The organism is Rathayibacter sp. AY1D2, assembly GCF_002932695.1.
Classification (GTDB): Bacteria; Actinomycetota; Actinomycetes; order Actinomycetales; family Microbacteriaceae; genus Rathayibacter.
On the sequence record NZ_PSVX01000001.1, the window covers coordinates 70892 to 90888 of the forward strand.

The following is a 19997-nucleotide window of genomic DNA, read 5'->3' on the forward strand; positions in this document are numbered from 1 at the left end:
GTCCCGCCTCCGCCCGCGCATCCCGTCAGGGCGAGCAGCAGTGCTCCTGCCAGTGCGATCCCTGCGGTCGTCCGCCTCATCGTGTCCCCCGATCACTCCGCCGCGGCACGTCGCCGGGCGCGTCACCTCGACGCCAACAGCAGCCGCCCGCCCGGACGGAGTCGTCCTGGCGGGCGGGCAGCCCCCGTCCCGGTCACGCGCGCGGGATGACCACCGAGACGCTCGCGCGCGAGGCGCCCGAGACGGCCGTGACCGTGCCGGTGCCGGCGGCGATCGAGCTCTTGCCCGTGCGGAACACCTTGGTCACCGTGGCGCCCGGGGCGACCGCGGCCGAGGACGCCGTGCCGTAGGGCGTCACGACGGTCAGATCTGCGGCCGCGCGGCCGGTGTTCGTCGCCGTCACCGTGACGACGACCTTCCCGAGGATCAGCCGCGAGGTCGCCTTCGCGGTGACGGAGGCGCCGGGCGCAACGCTCGCTCCGGCCAGCGCCGTCGTCACGCCGTCGACGCGCGCGGTGATCGAGACGGTGCCGGCGGTGGAGCCGGTGCGGATCCGGGGGAGCGCGGCGACGCCGTCGGCGCCCGACAGCACCGCGGCGGTCGTCGCTCCGCTCTCGAAGGCCGCCGGCCCGGTGATCGCGAAGCCCACCGAGCGGCCCGCGAGGGCGCGACCGGAGGAGTCGCGCACCAGCACGGACTGCGCGAGGTCGCGCGTCGTCGCGGTCGGCACGCTCTGCAGCGTCCCGCGCGCCTCCGCCGAGGCCGCGAGGGCGATGCCGTTCACCTCGATCTCGGCCACGCCCGTGGACCCGCCGTACTCGCCGGCTCCCCACGCCGTGAATACGAGCCGCAGCGCCGTCGTGGTCACCGGAGCGAACGTCGCGCGGTTCAGCACGTCGCGCTCGCGGCCGGGAGCCGCTCCGCTCACGGGAGTCCAGACGTCGCCGACCAGGTGCTCGACCCGCCACGACCGCGCGGGGATCAGCCCGCGTCCGTCGGCGTCGGCCGCGTCGCTCGCGAACAGCACCGAGGCGCTGTCGACGGTCACGGCGCTCGGCCAGCGCAGCTCGACGTGCTGCTCTCCGACCCGGGGCCAGGAGCCCCAGATCGTCGAGGCGGCGCCGTCGGCGACCGCTCCGACCGAGGTCCACGGCGAGGTGTACGAAGCGCTCGTCGACGAGGCGAGCGGAGCGATGTCGCCGACGTAGTCGGTGCACGGCACGGTCACGGTGACCGTCGCGGTCCGGGTGAGCTCGTCGATCCGGTCGACCCGCACGGACATGCCGGAGTTGAGCACTGCGCTCTCTCCGGCGAGCACGAACTCGTTCGCCTCGCTCGCGTCGCCCGGACGCTCGAGCAGGTCGCCGGCGTACGGCTGGCCCGGGTTCGAGCGCAGGATCTGCACGCCCGAGACGTCGCGGCGCACCTGGAAGGGACTCGTGTACGCGCCGCCGTCGGACGTCGTGTCGGCGCGGTCGTTGTACTGCGCCCAGTAGCGGATGCCCGTGTCCTGCGGGTCGTTCCAGGTGAGCGCACGCCGGCCGGCGGGTCCGGCTCCGAGGGTGTCGAGCGTTGTGGTGCGGGGTGCGCCGCAGACCGGCTGGCGGGTGTTCGGCAGCGTGCCCAGGCGCGCCAGCGACGGGGACGACAGCGGCAGGAACGACCAGGCGCCGCCCATCACGTCGGTCCGGTTGCCGTACTCCTCGCGGCGGCAGTCCGCGGGCAGCGGGGTGGAGGCGTAGTCGCGGGTCGTGGCGCAGTTCACGCTGTAGGCGTGCGGCAGCGAGAGGTTGTGGCCGAGCTCGTGCGCGAGGAAGTACGCGTCCGGTCCGGGCTGGAACGCGCGTCCGCCGTCATCGGGATCGCCGGACTGCTCGCCGTTGGCCCAGTTCGGGCACGGGTCACCCTCAGGCACCATGGCGACCAGGTGCTTGCCCGGTCCGCGCTGCCAGCCGGTCCTCTGCGCGATCCAGTCCTGCAGTTCGCCCGTGTTCGTGCAGCCGATCGGCTGGTCGACGACCTGCCAGTCGACGACCTGGTCGAGCTCGAAGCGGATCGCCCCGCTGGTCTCGCGGGAGTAGAACCGGTCGACGAGGTCGAGGGCGCGGACGGCGTCGGCGGTCGTGTACCCGCCCGGGACGGTGCCCTGCGGAGCGACGAGCGCGATCGTCACGCGATGCGTCTGCACCTGGGCGCGCGCCGGGATCTCGACGTCGACGAAGTCGGCGTCGAGGGCGAGGGCGGCCTGCTGCGTCGTCGCGTCCGCCTCCGGCTCGATCACGGTGGGCTCGGCGTCCGGAGCCGCGACGGGGCGGTCCGGAGCGGGAGCGGGAGCGGCGGGAGCGGGGGCCACCGGAGCGGCCGCCGCTGGAGCCGCGGCGGGCCCTCCGGCGACGAGCCCGGAGGCCAGCAGCAGTCCGGTGAGCGCTCCAGGGAGCAGGGCGTGTCGTCGTCGCATGGTCGTCCTCTGGGTCGGTCCTCGCTGAGTGCCCCGAGCGGCAGCAGGCGGGGGCACGAGCTCCCGCCGACCTCCTCGCCGCTGAGGAGTCGGCTGACGTTACCGTGAACATCCGTGCAGGAACGGGCAGATGTCCCTCCGCGGCGGCCCCTTTCCGGGTGGGGACCAGAAATGACGAAGGCCGGGAGCGGGACCCCGGCCTTCAGCGACGATCAGATCTCGGTGTGCCCCAGATCCGCCGCGTCCAGCAGTCGGATTTCGGTCTCACATGCAGGGGTCGCAGGTGGGGGAGGGCCGGCCTTCCAGCCGGCCCGCGAGGGGCGATCCCCTCACACTCCCCGGCATCCCCGTTCCGGGGGCGCGAGCTGCACTCGCGCAGCGGCGACGGAGCGCCGCCCAGAGGTTCGGCCGGCGGTGCCGGCCGCTGATGTTCGCCCGTTGGGCTCACGCTTCTTTGCCGTGAAGCCTTCGGCGGCTCCCTCCGCTTCGCTGCGCTCGTAGCTACCTACGGGCTCCGTTCAAGTGGCTGCGCCACCGGCTCCTCCGAGACTTTCGGCACGCGGTCGCTGCGCTCCCTCTCACCGCGCCGAAACTCTCTCCACCGCCGCCCTGCGGGCGCCTCTCTGGTCAAGCGGCGACGTGGATAGGCTCTGTTGAGGTGGGTTCGGTGAGTGACTTATCCGAAGAGTCGGCGTTGGGATGTGAGCCGGCCGCGCTGGATTGAAGCGTCGTTCCTGGTTGTCCCGCCGGACCCACCGCTGCGCGTAGGTGGTCGGCGACGAGGATGCGGAACACGACCGTTGCCAGGCGCCGTTTCAGGGCGCGGAGCGCTTCCTTGCTGCCCTTGCCCTCGGCGCGTTTGCGCTCGTAGAAGACTCGGCCGGGGCTGGTTTTCATGCTGACCTGGGTGAGCGCGATCACGTGGAGGGCGTAGTTCAGTTGCCGGTCGCCGCTTCGGGAGAGGCGGTGCCGCACGACGTCGCCTGAAGACACCTCGCGAGGTGCGACGCCGGCATAAGCGGCGAAGTGGGCCTCGGTAGCGAATCGGGTGACGGGGCCGGTGCGGGCGAGGATCTTCCCCGCGGTGAGCTGCCCGATCCCGGGAACAACGGTGAGGGTGGACTCCGTCGCATTGACCCGCTCGAGGATGTGTCCAGTCGCGGTGGAGATCCGCTTGTCGAGACGGCGGATCTCCGCGACGAGGTCGACCGCGATGAGCCGGCGTGTTGTGGTCATGCTCTCGGTCGAGCGGACTCGGCGCAGCAGGGCAGCCGCTATGTCTGCGGTCAGCCTGCGAGGCGCTCCTCCGACGACCAGCAACGTCATGATGGCGTGGAGCCGGTTGATGGTCTGGGTACGGGTGCGCACGAGGTCGTCGCGATGCTCGGTGAGCAGCTTCAGCTCCGTGGAGGCCGCGTCGACCTGCACGGTTCGCAGCTTGCTGGACGTCGTGGCAGCGACCGCGACCGAGAGGGCGTCGTCCTCGTCGGTCTTCCGGCTGTGGCCGGTGGAGAGGACCCGCACTCGTGCGGCGAGTTTCGCGGGGACGTCCCATGCGGTGACTCCGTCCTCGGTCAGCATCGCCGCCAGTGGTGCTCCGAGACCATAGGCGCCCTCAATCGCCCAGACAGGCTCGGGGAAACGGGCCGCGAACCGCCGGAGTTGCCGGTAGCCGGCGCTCGTTACCGGCGCCCGCACGGCGCCGATCCGTTCACCGCGAGGGCCGACAGCTACCGCTGTCCAGCTCTCTTTGTGCGGGTCGATACCAATGATCGTCGTCGACATGTCGTGCCCTCCAGCTCAGTCCATTCAATGGGTTTGGCGGAGGGCAAACCAGCTTCCAGAACGCATCCAGGCCTCTCTCGAGCCACGCCACCAAGAGATCGTGGATGGCCCGCGCGCCCGCAGGAAGCCAGGCCACAAGAGCCGACAGGTTGCACTAGAGCGAGACCATCCACGATCTGAGGACCACGGGCTGCAGACCCGTCATCCCTGCCCCCATTGAACAAGCTGGTTGCACTGCGCCCTTCGGTTGCTAAGGCGGAGAACCGCCTTCCTTACCGTTATTTCCGTGGATTCGGGGCAGTTGTAGGCTCCGGAACGCGCCAGGGGTCCCGGGTATGGCTGACCGCCTTCAGCCGACTGATGGCACGCCGTGATGAGCCGCTCGGGACCCCGCAACGGCAGGACCGCTCATTGAGAAACGCGACCAGATCGCCCCGTGATGACATGCCGGCACGGTCGTTCACGGCGCACCGCCCCCCTCAACGGAAGGACCCTGCGTGCCCCAACTCTGGGCCGGTATCGACGCCGGCAAGACCGAACATCACTGTGTCGTCATTGATGGCAGGCCCTCGACGTGCCACACCTCGTGCTCCCGGAATCACGATCGATCCATTAGCTCGTCACTAACAGGAACATTCCCGAGGACGACCCGAGCGGAGCCGTGAGTTACGCGGACCTAATACGTGATGCCGTGCTTCCGGAAAAGTGCTTCAACACTATCTCCGGCATCCAGAGATTCGCGCACCTTTACTCGGGTCCCTGCCTCGTGCAAGGTAAGTACCAGCATCTGGCCATCGATTTGGGTGAGAGGGAAAATAGCTCGAAAGTCGGAGGAGTGCTTGTCCGCATAATCAAGGTAGCCGCGGAGCTTATCACCCCAATCCTCGAGTTGAATGCCATGAGGATCAATGATCGATGCACGGATGGTGTTGTTGATTTGGTGAAAAAAGATAAAATCTGGGTACAGTCTTGACCACTTACCGTTTCCAGAATTTCTATACGGGATGCAGAGAGCTCGGTCTCCGCCGGTCGGGTTGCGATACCAGGCGACAAGATTTGACTCGGCTAGTTCCGAGTCGAGGACGGCGCGCTCCAGCCCGTCGGAAGTCGTAGCCTTTTTCCAATAAAGGCCATCGGCGTCCTGATAAAGATGCTTAGGCCAGCGGTCTTTGGTCTTGCCGTGAAGGTCGGCCAATAGCTCCTCGTCTGTCAGGTCTGCTGAACGAGTAAGCGGTAGGGCATCCTCGATAGTTCCGTCGATGGCTATTCCAGGTCGCTGCGCTGGCTCCCTTGCCTCAGCGAGGACGCGAGAATATCGTTCTCGATCTGCTTCTGGCAACATGGAAATTGCTTTGGCGTGGCTTTTAAACCAGTCTGCGGTCAGAGAGGCCGCAGCCTGCTCGATATTCAATACGACCTGATTTGTAAGTGCAAGTGCGGCTACCGTGATCTTGGCTTCGATGGGGTCCTCATCTTCGTTCTTGTCGACGAGGTATCCCCAATAGGCCTCCGCTGTCCCGTCCTTTAAATTCCTCGCCGCTCGACGGAAGACGTCATCAATATTCTTGGCATCTAGCCGCGTGCCAACGAGTGTGCGCTCTCCGTCGATGACGGACCCATCGAGGGAAGTAAGTACTTCAAAAACGGAGGCGCTAGATACCTCGGCGCGTTTGGCTTCGAGTTCGCCTCCCGCCTCAAGCTTGCTCGCCTCGTTGTCAAGTTGCCCGTTAAGGTAAAGCGTTGCTTGCGAGAACGCCCCTGGCCGAATTTCATCATTATCCAGTAGCGTTGACAAAGTATGTAAGCGTCGGACTTCCGGGGTAGAGGCCTGCGCAGGGACGGCGTATGAGGGCAACAGCGAGAGAGTTGCGAGTGCATCTGACATCTCAGCAGGCGCATTGTAGTTAAGGGGAAGGCGGACGACTTCGGCTGTGGCGCCCGCCTCAGCGCCGGAGAATTGGCGAACCACGTCCATCACAGTTTTGCGATCGAATCGGGGCAGATAGGCGTGCACTCGGTTTAGTGTCTCGTCTGATGCAATACGCCGCGCAAGAGGCTGTCGAACGATACGGCCGATCAACTGGGCGATTGGGGTGTAGTCCGTCGATGCCCGAAGCGAGACGAGAACTTCGGCGCGAGGGCAGTCCCAGCCGGTAGTGATTGCGTTTTTCGCTAGAATTACGCGAACTTCCGTTGCGTCCTGAATGTCTTGCGGTGGCATGTAGCGCACGGCGCGGCCAGAGCCTAGATCGATAGCAGTGTGTTCGCCGAGGGTATGGACAATGTTCGCGGTTATGAGGCGCGGCCATTCTTCTAGGACAGCGTCCACCACTGAGCGCACGAGCGCCCTGAAGTCTTGATCGTCCGTGCGCCGGTCGGGCAGTTGGACGACCAGTGCAGGACGAATAGGCGACTCGCGCTGCTTTCGTGAATACTCCTCCCAACGGCGCTCGTATTCGAGCGTCTTCTGCACTGCTAGACGCACGAATGTGGTGTCGGCGATAACTCCACCGGAGTGGGCTGCGGGTGCGAGGGCGATCCGGTCCTTTACAAGGCCGGAGTCCCTGACCAGCTCAATTGGGACGACGACGCTCCGCCGAAGCCGGTTCTGTTGGGCGAGTGCTTTATTCAAACGTTCAACTGTGGCCGAAATCCCGACAAATACGGGAATGGGCGAGGCTCCATTGAGGATTTTGTTGATGATGGTAGGAGATCCGCTGCTTTTTTCGGTGACTCCGTAATGTGCCTCATCCACGATGACGATGAATCGACTACCAAACCGATCAACTGTATTGGCAATCGTATCCCAGATCGTGAACGACTGTGTGTCGGATCGTTTAGTGATCCGTGCTGATGCTGATGCAGCTTGCGTATTAAGGAAGTAGAGCACCCCCGGCTCGAAGGCTTCCTCATCGAAGGACGCTCCCTGTCCAATAAGGCGGATGTCATTGATCCGCTCACTCGCTTCTTGCATCTTACGCGCTGTCTGCGCATTGAGACTCGGGTCGTTTGTTACCCACAAGATGGTCGTTCCGTCAACGGGCTCGGTGAAGTCGGAGCCGAAGAAAAATTGCTCTATTACTGCGGTAGCAATGACGGTTTTGCCGGCTCCAGTTGCGGCTTCGAGCACAACTGCTCCAAGCACCTCGGGATCATGGTCGTAGCGGGACTGCGCCTTTTTGATCTCCGTTACGAGAGCCTCAGACGCTGCTCGCTGGAAATCGAGAAGCTGAAATTTCACGAGTTAGTCCCTACCGTTGATCTTGAAGGAATGCAGGTAGTCGGCGTAGAGCCTGGTGGTCGTTACTCGCAGCTCGGCTGGCAAGTACGCAATCGCCGTCTGAAAGGCACTTTCTGAGTCCGTGACTACGAACACATGTACCAACTGATCTGCTCGGTCAGCTACTTCGTCTGCGAATGACTTCGCATGCGCGGTGTCAAAGAGAACCCCGTACTTGGCGGTCCGGGGAACTGACCAAGGTTCATCACCATTGCGATTAACGATATCGCCGACGCCGCCAGCTTTAAGCCAGAGTAAGGGAGCAACAGCTTCAAACTTCCGCCCCAGCGCAACGAGATTCTCGTCCTCATAGGTGAGCTGATAAAATGCGACGTTCTCCCGAAGCCCTTCGGAGTAGATTGAGCCGTCTTCGCGAATACCTGACGCGACGGTTTCAATGCGCGGGCGGGTCACGCGTTGGAATACACCCTCCGCTTCCCAGGATTGGTCGCCTGGCAAATGTCCCCCGTCACGTAGGCGCTTGGCATTTTTCGCGCCCAGCTCATTATTGGTGACTATGATGGATTGCCTCGTGCCTTCGTCGTCGGCATTAAGGCGCATGACGGCTTCGGCAGTTGTGCCCGAACCAGCAAAGAAATCCAAAACAATCCCGTTTTGCGGGCAAGCCATTCGAAGCCAACGCATGAGCACCTCATGGTCTTTTGCATTGGGAAATCGTTTGTCCCCGAGAATTTTTTGTAAATGTAAGGTAGAAGCTCGTCGGTCTCGAGTGAAGCTTGGAGCGGGCAAGGCTGTCATGTGATCAGAAAGGAGCCGTTTTCTCGCGGGAACATTCCCGCCACCGAAAATGACCATTCCGTCGTTCAGCAATTCTTGCATTGCGTCCCATCCAACGGCCCACCCGTTTGCGGGCGGTTCGTAAACGCGGCCGCTCTCCGGGTTGGTGATTGGGTAACGCAGATTGGGGCGGTAGAGGGAGTTGGCGAGGTCTCCTTCGAGATAGATACGACCCGCTTCGTCAACCTTATTGAATCTTGCGAGACCGATAGATATTTCTTTGCTTTTGCTCTTGATGTAACGAGCAAGCTCCTGCTGAGCTTCGTCAGGGTTAGCTCCTCGATGAAGTGCTGCAGCTACGATGTCTAGCATCTCAGGTGCGAACGGCTTTGGATCTCGAAAGCTTTTCACCTCGTTAGAGTTGCGTCCGTAAACGAGCATGTAATCTAGGCCGCCGCCGGTGTGTTTTGCAAGAGCGGAGACGCCGCCCTGCCAGGCCACGTTGGCAATGAAGTTCTGTTCTCCGAAGATCTCGTCAAGTAGCATTCTGAGACGATGATGTTCGTCATCACCTATCGCGACAAATATCACTCCTGAATCTCGCAGGAGACGCTTGGCGTGAAGGAGTCGGCGTTCGATGAAAGACAGCCACTTTGAATGCCGGTATAAGTCGGTTTGGACAACGTAGCGATCGTTGTAGATCCACTCGTCCGACCCTGTGTTGTAAGGGGGATCGATGTAGATTACGTCGACCTTTTGCTCATGTGTGTAGAGTAGTGTTTCGAGTGCGTGATAGTTTTCACCCTCGATCACAATGTGGTAAGGCTTCGTGCCGCCCCGATTCACTGCAGATATAGAGTGGAGACCGGGATAAATTTCCGTATTGAAGTCTTTGACGACTACAAGTTCGTTCAGCTTTATCGACTCGGGCTTGATGCCAGTAACGGGCTTCTTCGAGTTGTCTATAGCGACGATCTCGGCGGCGTCTGCGCGGACCGACAACACCAAGTGGTTCTGCTTTTCCGCGTCGCGCCGCAAGCGGACTTCGTCTCCGCGACGAGGGCGCACCCCGGGTACTTCAATGTCTTCTGGAAGGTGACGTTGAAAAACGAGGCCGAAGTCCTTACGTTCTAGGATCTTTCCGACCTCGTCGGCTACCTGGTTGCGGAGGGTCTTGTCGGCGATGCGCTGGATCAGGTCGTCGATGTGGGCCACTCAAGGAGGCTACCGGGTAGCGGAGCGGACGCTGTTGCTCGGAACGGGTAGGTCGCCCTGGAGGCTTTGCGCCTTGAGCTCCCCCACACCTTCGCCGTCGCCATGCCCTCGCGCGTGCGCGTTCGGATCAGGTCGGACTCGAACTCGGCCACCATCCCCAGGGCGATGAAGAGCAATCGCCCGATGGGGTTGGTCGGGTCGCAGACCGATCCAAGAAGGTTCAGCCGCACCTGGCGGCGCGTCAGCTCCTCGGCGATGTCGGCTGCGTCTCCTAGCGATCACGCGAGTCGATCGAGTTTCGTGACGACCCCGGCCGCTCCCTGTTGGTCCCAGTCATGCCGCGGTCGCTGTAGATCCGCTCCTGCGGAACCCCTAGGACGCTGGGGACGTCCCTCTGCGTGTGGCCGTGACCGTCACCGCTAGAGTCCGGTCACATGAGGATTGCGACCAGCTCAGAGGAACTGTTGTGGAACGTGTCGTCCCTGGCGATGCTGAACACCAGGCAGACTCGAGAGCACGTTTTCGAGCTCGGTGTGGACCTGAAACCGCGTGCGGCTAGGCAGCCAGAGGAAACAACCACCAGCAACCTTCTGCGCCAGCTTGGCTATCTGGGCCAGAACCTAGGCGCCTCGGCCATTCAGCACACGCGTTCGCTTGAGGGTGGATACAAGGCGAAGGCGAAACCGAAGGTACGGGTTCCTAGTGGAGCTGACCTCGAGCTGTCGATTGAAATCAGTCCGGGGAAGTGGCTCAATCTGCTACTCCAAGCAAAGGCATTGAAGCCCTCGGGTGAGTACAGCGCGTGGAAGCCAGCGCAGAACTTGAACCTGATCAATTGGGCTCGGGGTCACAACCTCGTCCCCGGCATGCTGCTCTACAATGATGTCGTACCGCCGTTCGTGAAGAGGAGGCAGCCCAAGACGTCGGCGGACTACGTGTGTGTGGCCTTCGGTGGTTGCACTAAGGTAAGCCGGACGCAGGCGGGGCTTTACAGCAACGACCCGAACGAACCGTGGCTTCGTGGCCCTGCCCAGACGCCCGGTGGAATCAGCCTCTTCCTTAATACGAAGCAGATGCTCTCACCGGCAGTGCCTGTATTGTCCATGAGAAAATGGCACTTTCAGCTAGAACATCTTCTGCACGTCTCGGAGCATCACAACCCCATCGACTCGCAAGGAACGACCCTGAGTGGCTTGACGAGCGCAACGTCGTCGCCATGGGCCCTCGAACTCCTCAGAACACGGGACGCCGTGAATATTGCTGACAACGATCAGGACAGGGACGACGATCAAGACCGGGTGGCTCCAGATGCTCCGCGAATGCTCGAGGCACCAGCGCGAGCGTCGGCAGTGATCCCTTTCGTTTCTGCAGAGGGAGACTTCCACGTCTCGTGAGGGAAGGGACCTACGAGGCATCTGTCCGTCCGAAAGACGGTCGCTCACCGCGTCAGTTCGCCGAGCAGGATGCGCCGCGCTTCGGCGCGGGCAGCAGTGTCCCGTAAGACCCGCCCGACGAAATGCCCGGTGACCGGGCGGCTATCGGGACACTGGAATGGTGGATCAGAAGGCGATGCTGCGCACTCGAGCCGAGGCGCTCGACGACCTCGAGCAGCAGCTGCGCTCAGAGGTGGACGTCGCGGCGTTCTGACGCCGGTCTAGATCTCGGTCTTGGCGAGCTCGTCGGGTGGGGGGAGTGCCAGCGCTCGGTAGAGGGTCGTACGGTCGACGCCGAGCTTGCGTGCCACTGCTGCCTTCGGGATGCCGGCTGCGATGTCCGCTCGAGCTGCAGCGACCTGGTCGGCGTCGAGCCGGCGTTGCCGGCCCGTGTATTTCCCCGCGGCCTTCGCGATGCGAATGCCCTCGGCTTGCCGCTCTCGGATCAGGGAACGCTCGAACTCCGCGAACGCGCCGAGCAGGTGCAGCATGAGCTGACCGAGCGCATCGTCGCCGCCAGGTCCGTAGGTCTGCTGTTCCTTGATGAACTCGACGGAGGCGCCCTTCGCGACGATCTCGTCGACGACGTCGCGAAGATCTCGCAGCGAGCGCGCGAGGCGATCCATCGAGGCGACTCGGACGAGGTCGCCGTCTCGGACGTATTTGATGCAGTCGGCGAGAGCAGGCCGGTCGGTGCGGGTAGCGCCGGAGACCTTCTCTTCAAAGATCCGGTCGACGGCGCCGATCGCCTCAATTTGCCGATCCAGGTTCTGGTCGGTCGTGCTGACTCGGACGTAGCCGACGGTCTGCGTTCGTTGCGTCACTCCTAGACCCTGACACAGATGTGTAGCGAAAGGCGGAGCAGGGACTCTACTGCTACGCGCGTCGTCGGGTTTCCCCACTGTTGCGTTGGGGTGTACTCCAACTAGGTTGCCAGCCGCATCGACAATGCTTATCGTCCCGTCTTAAGGACGGCATGGCGTTGCGCGTGGATTCACAGGGCTGTGGGCAACTACAACCTGCCGCATCCGGCGTTTGGCCCGTCTGCGGCACCCAGGTCTGCCGCCTGCAATGCGGCGTCACATTCTCCGCGCTTCGCTGCGCGTCGAACGCGGCAATGAGGGAGAGGGGTGCAGACACGCTTGCGACGGTCGCTGAGGGCACGACGACGAGCGATACTCTCATTCGTGAGGAGCACGGCTCGTCGCCCCGGCTGCAACGCGCGACTGGCCGTCAAGCTTCGCGTCCGGCACGACTGCCCGTTCAGCGTCGTCATCGCATCACCGCGCAGACGGACGCGATCAGCACCTCGCGGCGCGACCGTGCGCCACCGAGGAGCCATCAAACCCACGACGGTCGGGACTGAAGAGCAGAACAGAATGGTTTCAGCGGCACAGCAAGTCCCGCTAGATGAGTGGGTACACATGCGAAATCTTGAGGGTCCACAGTGGCAGACACCAGGGCCGATACTTAAGCTCGGCGGACACGGCCGTGCGTTGTACACGGAGCTTCATCCGGACGGCACTCTGACCGAACGTGCTGTCGAACGCTGGGATCGAACGTGGTCTGGCTCGTGGAGGAGAACCGCCCGTGCGTTGGAAGTCAACGTTGGACCGTACCGTCTATCGATCGCTGACGGCTCGCACTCCGGTCTCGAAGTCAACCTGGACAAGCCGACTGAGCAACCTCAGCCTTTCGCTATTTTTGCTGTCGCTGAACCACATTCATCGACACTAAGCAATGAACGCATCGCCGTGATTAAGTTCGTTCAAAAAAGATCGGCAATTGTAGGGGAACTGCACCCGCATGGGATGCTTCGCGAATACGACTTGCTCGGAGGCTGGTCAGCGGGGGATTGGCACGGCCGTTGGTCCTTTGATAAAAACCGATTGCAGCTTTCCGTCGGTGAATACACGTGGGCAGAGGACGAACAACGAGCGCCTGGCTACCGCATCGGGACCGAGCGATCGAGAGGAGAATCCACCGTCTTTCCCACGGTGACGGTGAAGCTTGCTGCCGCCCAAACTCAGTGGCCCGTGGGCAGAGGAATCCCCGAGGACACCGAGCCCATTTTCACTTTTGACGGCTTCGACTTCTTTTCGCCCTCAGCCGGAGCGTCGGGGTACTTCGCTTCGGTGTTGCAGGTGCGCCGTCGTAGCGCGGCAGGTGGGGTTCAGCTGTTTGCAGCGAAATGTACTCGCGCTGGCAGTGGCAACTCAAAAGTTGCACGGCGGGAGATCTCGATTGCCGAGAAAATCTCTGCGACGGACGGCCTGGTCGCGGCTTTTGGAAGCTTCGTTCTTCCGAAAGAGTTAGTTTTTGGTGAGTTTGGAGGCGCGCTAGTCCAGATACTGGAATGGGCTGACACGGACCTCGCCCGATATGTTAACTCCGACGGAGCGATGTCGATTGCAGACCTCTTAAGTGTCGCACGTGACATTGCCTCAGCATTATCGGCGCTACACGCAAAGTTCCACTTAGTTCATGCTGATGTCCGGCCGGCCAATGTAGTGGGACGTCGGACGGGACATCAGTTAAGCTGGCGGCTAGTGGATTTCAATGTCACATCGCAACTCAATCCAGGCACCGGAAGCGCCCCTTACCTCGGAACATCAGAAGTGTGTATCTCGCCGGAATGGGCGCATCGGCGTAGATCTTCTGCACAAGACAAAAGTGTTCGCCCCTCGGATGATGTCTGGGCTCTTGGACTGATTTTGGTTCAATGCGCGCTCGGTTCTGTTTGGAACGCTGGCGAGCGCATTAAGCGTGCCCATGCGGACGAGCTGCCCGACCTCGTTCCCATCGAACTGCGTCCGATCGTAGCCGGCGCGCTCGCGAAAGAGTCGCGACGTTGGTCGGCTTCGAAAGTGCACGCCTACGCGGTGAGGATGCAAGTTAAGCGCGAGGATAAGGAGATACATCGGCCTAGCTGAAGCGATTGTCTGCCATGGTACAACGAACCGGCTTCTCGCTCTGAGCGTGGCGCAAGTCGTCGGTCGGCCGCACATTCCACGGATGGGTTGCGTCCATGCGCATATCTTCGCTTGCGGCGCTGCCGAAAGTCCTTTCGACGTTCAGTCGAGATGAACATCGGAGTAGTCGGAGCACGAGTACACGAACGTCCATCCTCCAACGTCCTGTGGGAACAGCATCGCCCCGGTGATGGTTATTGCGTCATTCGCCCATTCTGATTCGATCGCGACCTCCGGTGTCAATGATTGGCCGTTGAGATTGATGCAGCTGCTCTCGGGGCTGCGGAGGTCTGAGTGGCCGTGCACCGCGAACTGAATGCGAGTGCCGTCAAAGCCGAGGACGACAGCGTAGTAGTCCTCGCTGAACCGGCTGACACCGACTGCGGGGACGATGATCGACCCGATCTCGGCGGTGGAGTAGTCGCTTGAGCAGGAGTATTGGAACCCGTAGGCGCCTGTGATAATCGCGGGGAACGACAACCTGCCTGCAAAATTTCCGCGCTCGTCGGTCGTGAGTGCGACCTCTGTCGGGCGGGCCATGTAAGTCTGGCCGTCCGTGCCAATGATAACTAGACAAGATGTCTCTGGGCGACGGAGGTCCGACTGTCCGAACGCGGAGACGTCGATGTGAACTTGGATGCCATCATGGCTTACCGCGTCGATGCGCGCCGCGTAGTCGGCGGAGTATCGACTCTCAGCACCGCTGTAAAGATTGACGGAAGGCTGCGCTATTGCGCGGCTCACTGTCGCGGGTTCCTCGGTGACGACTGTTGGGTCGTCGACGACTTCAGATTGATCTGTATCAGATGCCGTGTTCTGTTCGGGAGAGCCCTGTGTTGCAATAAGGGCGACGATGATGCCGGCGACAACGATGCCGATGATCATCAGGGAGGTGATCCCGGTGAAGGTTCTACGGGGCCGATGCGCTCTGCTCGTGGAGACCGGCGTCGGCTGCGGGCTCTGACGGATCGGCGATGGGGCGGACGAGTTCACAGGTGCCATCGCCGTCTGCTGCGGAATATTCGCCGGCTGCTGCTGTCGGCACCACGGGCAGGTCTTGTTGTGGTCGGGGTAGACGTGCCGCGGATCACGGCTGCAGACTGCCATGTCAGCTCCTGTCCAAAACGTACGTTGAGCGGGCGCCCGTGTTTGGGAGGGTAGCGGGTCGAGGTTTGGTCGTGCGTTGAGTCATTCCCGCTCTACAGTCAGCTCCCCAGGATGCCCGGCAGCGGCGCGCAGGGGGCCGCCCTCCGTTCGTCGTCAGGCGCGCTTTGTCCTGCTCGCAGGAGGTGTTTGTCCCGCCGGTCGAGAACTCGTAAATCATTGCGTGCCGGTCGACAGTTCGACTTCGCTCGGCGGCCGCACCTGATTAAGGGTGCCGGTGGTTCCCGAGCCAGATCCGGTGGGGATCGCGTACCGGAGGGTGTTCCCTTCAAGGACGAGTTCCAGCGATACCGTCTGCACGCAACTGCCCGGAGTCGTCGTAATGTTTTCCGTCGCCGTCATCCGCTCCCCTGAGACCGTGATGTCGGAGAGGTAGCCCGCGCAGTTCCCCAGCTCCGGGTAGCGGACGGTCCCGGTGTAGGCGCCGTCCGCGGTTTGCGCGATGGTCAACTCCGTGGTGTAGCCCCATGATCCAGGTTGATTGATGGGGCCGGTCCACGTACCGACGAAGCTTCCTTCGCTCGAGTCGTCGGCCCCGTCGAGGGGCGCGGGTTCCTCGGTTACGACTGTTGGGTCGTCGACGACTTCAGATTGATCTGTATCAGATGCCGTGTTCTGTTCGGGAGAGCCCTGTGTTGCAATAAGGGCGACGATGATGCCGGCGACAACGATGCCGATGATCATCAGGGAGGTGATCCCGGTGAAGGTTCTACGGGGCCGATGCGCTCTGCTCGTGGAGACCGGCGTCGGCTGCGGGCTCTGACGGATCGGCGATGGGGCGGACGAGTTCACAGGTGCCATCGCCGTCTGCTGCGGAATATTCGCCGGCTGCTGCTGTCGGCACCACGGGCAGGTCTTGTTGTGGTCGGGGTAGACGTGCCGCGGATCACGGCTGCAGACTGCCATGTCAGCTCCTGTCCAAAACGTACGTTGAGCGGGCGCCCGTGTTTGGGAGGGTAGCGGGTCGAGGTTTGGTCGTGCGTTGAGTCATTCCCGCTCTACAGTCAGCTCCCCAGGATGCCCGGCAGCGGCGTCGCCCCATCGGTCACGATCCCGGTCCTGCTCTGAGCACCCGGTATCGTCGTAATGGCCAGGTTCGTCGCGGCATCGCACGGCCAAAGCAGCGGTGCGATCTGCATGTTCAACGAAGGGATGCTGATGCCGCGATATCGTCTTGGCTCCGGACGGGCTGTGGAACTCGGGCGGGAGCTTGCTAGCGCCGGGGAGGGACGTGTCACGGATGTCGTCGGACAACCCAAGCTCGTTGCCAAGATCTTCCACACAGAGTTCGTTGGCGTAGCCGGCCCGGCGGATCTGCGGCGGAAGCAGGCCGGCCTCGCGCGCAAGCGCAGCAAAGTCGCTGCGATGGTCAAGCAGAAGCCCGTCGGCTGGCGCGACGGAAGCGGGCATGTCGTGCTCGCTTGGCCCGAGGACGTCCTGCTTGAAGGAAGCACCATCGTTGGGTTCGTAATGCCGAAAATCGACCTGTCAGATGTGCTCGAGCTGCATCAGGTGGCGAATCCATCGGACCGGGCCGATCCGATGCCCAATGGGCCTCAGTGGGGCCGCGGGGTGAATTTCCGACACCTGTCTCACATCGCTCTGAACCTCGCCGCCGCCGTTGGCACGGCACACATCGGCGGTGCCGTTATCGGCGACTTCAATGAACGTAATGTGCTCGTCAAGCCTACGACGCTGGTCACTCTTGTCGACTGTGATTCGATGCAGGTTCGGCAGGGAAATGATATCTATCTCTGCGAGGTGGGGCGCCCGGAGTTTACTGCGCCAGAGCTCCAGGGTGCGGATACCCGCACTGTGGTGCGCACCCCGGCCTCGGACCTGTTCGCTCTCGCGATCCATATATACATGCTGCTGCTCGACGGCGCGCATCCGTTCCAAGCCGGCGAGTGGACTGGCCGCGGTGAACGCCCTGGCGCGGCTCAGCGGATCAAGCGGGGATACTACTCGGGTGGACCAAAGTCTCCGGTTAGGCCGATGCGCTCCGCGCTTCCGATGACGTTCCTCCCTCCCGACATTCTCACGCTGTTCGAGAAGGCCTTCAATGTCGGAGTGAATAACCCTGAAGCCCGCCCGACAGGGGCGGACTGGCGTGTTGCGCTGACGAAAATGATTAAAACGCTTTGAGTAAGGGATTCTCAAATGTTCAAAACTAAGGCTTCGGCGGCGGCGACCGGCAATTGGCTTATACGTGCTACCTGCGAGAAGGGCCACACGGTGTATAAGGACCAGATGCACCCGAACGGACCGTACAAGTGCCCGCACTGCGGGTGGGACGTTAAGTAGCGGCACAAGGGAAGGCTGAGACGAACCCGCAATTGAGCTACGTCGCACCGGGGGTATGACCCCGCAGGATCGCCCCGTCCGGGGCGACGTGTCGGGCGGCAGCGAGGCGCTGCTTGCCCGCGATGTCGAGCTCAGCGACTGCTCTGTTGCGGCGGTGATTGTTTTCAGCCCAGCCTCGCGACGCCCCTGCCAACAGCTACTCCAAACCACTAGGGTGATCGTGAGTTCGTCTGGCGGGCTCGCTGTGTCGCTGGGGACGGACGACGCGGCCGTCAAGCAGATCAATTTGGGAGGTCGAGCATGGCGTTCGGCGAACTAGATATTCCGGTCAACACGCAAAACAGAGACCCGCGCATCGCGTGCGTGCTGCTCGTCGACGTATCGGGATCGATGTCGAGCTACGTCGCAGACCTCGCGCGGGGTTTCAAGACGTTCATTGATGACATTCAGGCCGACCCGCTGGCTCGGAAGCGCGCCGAGGTTGCCGTGGTGACGTTCGGTACCGATGCAAATCTTCTCGTGCCGTTCCAGGAGGCCCGCTCGCTCTCTCCGGTGTCGTTCGAGGCCAAGGGATCGACGGACATGGCTGCTGCTATCAACCTCGCGCTCGATGAGCTGGAGGCCCGGAAGAAGGAGTACAAGGCTGAGCACCTGGAGTACTTCCGCCCGTGGCTTTTCTTGCTCACCGATGGTGAGCCCAACTCGGGAGGCTTCGACGTCGCAGTGAAGCGCCTCAACGAGGCGGAGGCGCGTAGGCAAGTCACAGTATTCGGCGTCGGTGTCGGCAGCGCCGTCAACTGGGAGAAGCTGAACGAGCTGAGCAAGGACCGTGTCGCCGTCCACATGGATGGTCTCGCTTTCGGCGCCATGTTCAAGTGGCTGTCTGCATCACTCTCTTCTGTCTCGAACTCGTCGAACTACGGCGCCAATGACGCGGACGTCGCCAACCAGACCCAGCAGATCGCCCTTCCCTCGCCGCAGGGCTGGGCGGTGCTGTAGAGGGGTGCGAATCCGATTCCGGGGGCCCCGATGGGCAGCACCCCGGCGTAAGAGACCGGGATCCCTGGGCCTGGACGCTGCGCGTGTTCCGCCGCTCGGGTTGAATCGGACTTGGCGGGTGACCGCGGCAAGCGTTCCTGGCACTTCTCATGTTGAGTCGGGTCGGGGGTGCGACGACGCGTTCGCGTACGAGGTCGCGCCTGATGGTCGCGGTGTTGTCATCGCGGTCGCTGATGGGGCTGGAAGCCGTAGTGGAACTTCTGCGCTCGGATCTTTCGCGGCCTGTCGAGCGGTTGTCGCTGAAGCTTCCGCGCTAATAGTGGCCGCGACGTCGGAAATCTCCGCGGAGCCCGCGCTTCGCCGATGCTTCGCTGCGGCGCGAGCTGCGGTCGAGTCCTATGCGGGAGAGCATGGCCTCCAGACGCGTGACCTCGCCACGACTCTTGCTGTTGCCGTAATCACACCGGGGAGCGCCGTTGTCGCTCAGATTGGCGACGGGATCATCGTCTTCGATCTCAATTCCGGTTTTGAGTCGCTTATTCCCGAGGAGAAAGGTGAGTACGCGAACGAAGTCGTCTTCCTAACATCTCCAAGGGAACTCGACTCGCATGTCCGTACACGGTTTTTCGACAACTTGGTTCCCCGCGTTGCTATGAGCACCGACGGACTTAGGTACAAGATCCTCCGACTGCATGAAGGTGGCATTCCGTTCGACCCGTTCTTTGAAGCCGTGTGGCAGGCCGTCGCCGACGGTTCGTTGTCTGCGGCCGCTCTATCGGACTGGTTGACCTCCCTTGATGATCAGACCGGCGACGACTTGACGCTCGTCGCCGCCGCTCTGGTCGAGGCCCCCTTGAGCGAGAGCATGTTTCCTGCCTCGCTGGCTTCTCAGGCTCCTCCCACACCTTCCGTGCCCCCCGTACCCCCTAGTTCTTCTGCCGTTCCCGTTCCTCCAGCACCTCCTCTGCCTCCCGTGCATGCGATGGCCGTGCCTGGGTCGGAGTCCGCGCCATGACGTGGCCGTCGCGGTTCCTCGCTGTGCCGACGTCTGCGATGACTCTCGGTGGCGAGCGGCTCGCGCCGACTGATAAAGCTACGCAGCAGCAGCTCTCGGCCTACGTGGCCGCGGTGCCGGAGGTTCACCGTAGGCTGGCCGCGGGGTTCACAGAGGCGGACTTCCGGCAGATGAGCGCCGCACCGCTTACGGAGCAGGAGCGGGTCATTGGTGATGCTTATACGCGGATGTACTCCGTTTTGGGTCGCGAGTCCCGCCTTGAGGCGGAGTTTCAGGATGGCGTGGGCCTGGTAGTCACGAGGGGGCGGCATCGATTCTCGGCTGCCGAGGAGAGTGGCGCGCCTTTCCTGCCCGTGCACGTTCGAGCTGCCGACCAGAAGACTCTCGACAGGATCAGTGCCCAGCTGGAGAGCGAGATGAACCGCGTCGCCCCAGAGGTTGTCGATCAGCAGCGTTCGCTCGACCGAGCACACGAGGTTGCCCGTGGGGAAGTGCGCACACAGGTATCCGGGGAGCGGGAGCGCGGGTTCGAGATCGAACGCTCGCAAGAGCGCATGCGGGATCGGTAACGACGTGGGGGCCGGCTGGCAAATCGTCTCCGCGCTTGCGAGGGGGACCGCGAAGGCGAGTACCG

At 62.6% G+C, this 19997-nt stretch carries 13 protein-coding genes and 1 pseudogene; 6 read left to right on the forward strand and 8 right to left on the reverse strand.

Features of this window, described 5'->3' with window-relative positions; genetic code table 11:
- Positions 1–193: 193 nt before the first annotated feature.
- From C5D04_RS18075 to C5D04_RS00410, 5 genes and pseudogenes are all read right to left on the reverse strand, one after another.
- Positions 194–2458: an Ig-like domain-containing protein gene (locus C5D04_RS18075; RefSeq protein ID WP_181137644.1), complete on the reverse strand. Its 2265-nt coding sequence runs from the start codon at positions 2456–2458 to the stop codon at positions 194–196.
- A gap of 627 nt (positions 2459–3085) precedes the next feature.
- Positions 3086–4243 (reverse strand): IS110 family transposase, encoded by a 1158-nt coding sequence (locus C5D04_RS00395; protein WP_104308586.1) that lies wholly within the window; start codon positions 4241–4243, stop codon positions 3086–3088.
- Between the two features lie 676 nt (positions 4244–4919).
- Entirely contained in the window at positions 4920–7484 is a 2565-nt protein-coding gene (locus C5D04_RS00400; RefSeq protein WP_104347013.1) for a DEAD/DEAH box helicase, read from the reverse strand.
- 3 nt (positions 7485–7487) lie between these two features.
- Positions 7488–9476 carry a site-specific DNA-methyltransferase gene (locus C5D04_RS00405; protein WP_104347014.1) on the reverse strand — a complete coding sequence of 663 codons (1989 nt, stop codon included), beginning with the start codon at positions 9474–9476 and terminating at the stop codon, positions 7488–7490.
- Between the two features lie 65 nt (positions 9477–9541).
- A pseudogene (locus C5D04_RS00410) lies at positions 9542–9873 on the reverse strand (recombinase family protein); the annotation flags it as partial.
- A 37-nt stretch (positions 9874–9910) separates the two neighbouring features.
- On the opposite strand from C5D04_RS00410, the gene C5D04_RS17810 reads away from it, so the two are divergent.
- A complete protein-coding gene (locus C5D04_RS17810; protein WP_146087807.1) occupies positions 9911–10870 on the forward strand; it encodes a hypothetical protein in 960 nt (319 codons plus the stop codon).
- A gap of 260 nt (positions 10871–11130) precedes the next feature.
- On the opposite strand, the gene C5D04_RS00415 is transcribed toward C5D04_RS17810, so the two are convergent.
- A complete protein-coding gene (locus C5D04_RS00415) occupies positions 11131–11733 on the reverse strand; it encodes a recombinase family protein (RefSeq protein WP_104326322.1) in 603 nt (200 codons plus the stop codon).
- A gap of 600 nt (positions 11734–12333) precedes the next feature.
- On the opposite strand from C5D04_RS00415, the gene C5D04_RS00420 reads away from it, so the two are divergent.
- On the forward strand, positions 12334–13842 hold the full coding sequence (locus tag C5D04_RS00420; RefSeq protein WP_181137645.1) for a protein kinase: 1509 nt from the start codon (positions 12334–12336) through the stop codon (positions 13840–13842).
- 141 nt (positions 13843–13983) lie between these two features.
- Here the strand turns inward: C5D04_RS00420 and C5D04_RS00425 are convergent, their stop codons facing one another.
- Together C5D04_RS00425 and C5D04_RS00430 are read right to left on the reverse strand one after the other, a co-directional pair.
- Positions 13984–14766 (reverse strand): hypothetical protein, encoded by a 783-nt coding sequence (locus tag C5D04_RS00425; protein WP_146087809.1) that lies wholly within the window; start codon positions 14764–14766, stop codon positions 13984–13986.
- Positions 14767–15201: 435 nt separating this feature from the next.
- A complete protein-coding gene (locus tag C5D04_RS00430; RefSeq protein WP_146087810.1) occupies positions 15202–15951 on the reverse strand; it encodes a hypothetical protein in 750 nt (249 codons plus the stop codon).
- 180 nt (positions 15952–16131) lie between these two features.
- Here C5D04_RS00430 and C5D04_RS00435 point away from each other — a divergent pair, with 180 nt between their 5' ends.
- The 4 genes from C5D04_RS00435 to C5D04_RS00450 all read left to right on the forward strand — a co-directional run bounded on the left by C5D04_RS00435 (position 16132) and on the right by C5D04_RS00450 (position 19932).
- Positions 16132–17190, forward strand: coding sequence for a hypothetical protein (locus C5D04_RS00435; protein ID WP_104347018.1), 1059 nt, complete (start codon positions 16132–16134; stop codon positions 17188–17190).
- Between the two features lie 459 nt (positions 17191–17649).
- On the forward strand, positions 17650–18348 hold the full coding sequence (locus C5D04_RS00440; protein WP_219814996.1) for a VWA domain-containing protein: 699 nt from the start codon (positions 17650–17652) through the stop codon (positions 18346–18348).
- Positions 18278–19363, forward strand: a complete 1086-nt coding sequence (locus C5D04_RS18850) for a PP2C family serine/threonine-protein phosphatase (RefSeq protein WP_374954366.1) — start codon at positions 18278–18280, stop codon at positions 19361–19363. The genes C5D04_RS00440 and C5D04_RS18850 overlap by 71 nt, the downstream gene beginning before the upstream one ends.
- Positions 19360–19932, forward strand: coding sequence for a hypothetical protein (locus C5D04_RS00450; RefSeq protein WP_104347020.1), 573 nt, complete (start codon positions 19360–19362; stop codon positions 19930–19932). The genes C5D04_RS18850 and C5D04_RS00450 overlap by 4 nt, the downstream gene beginning before the upstream one ends.
- Positions 19933–19997: the final 65 nt, after the last annotated feature.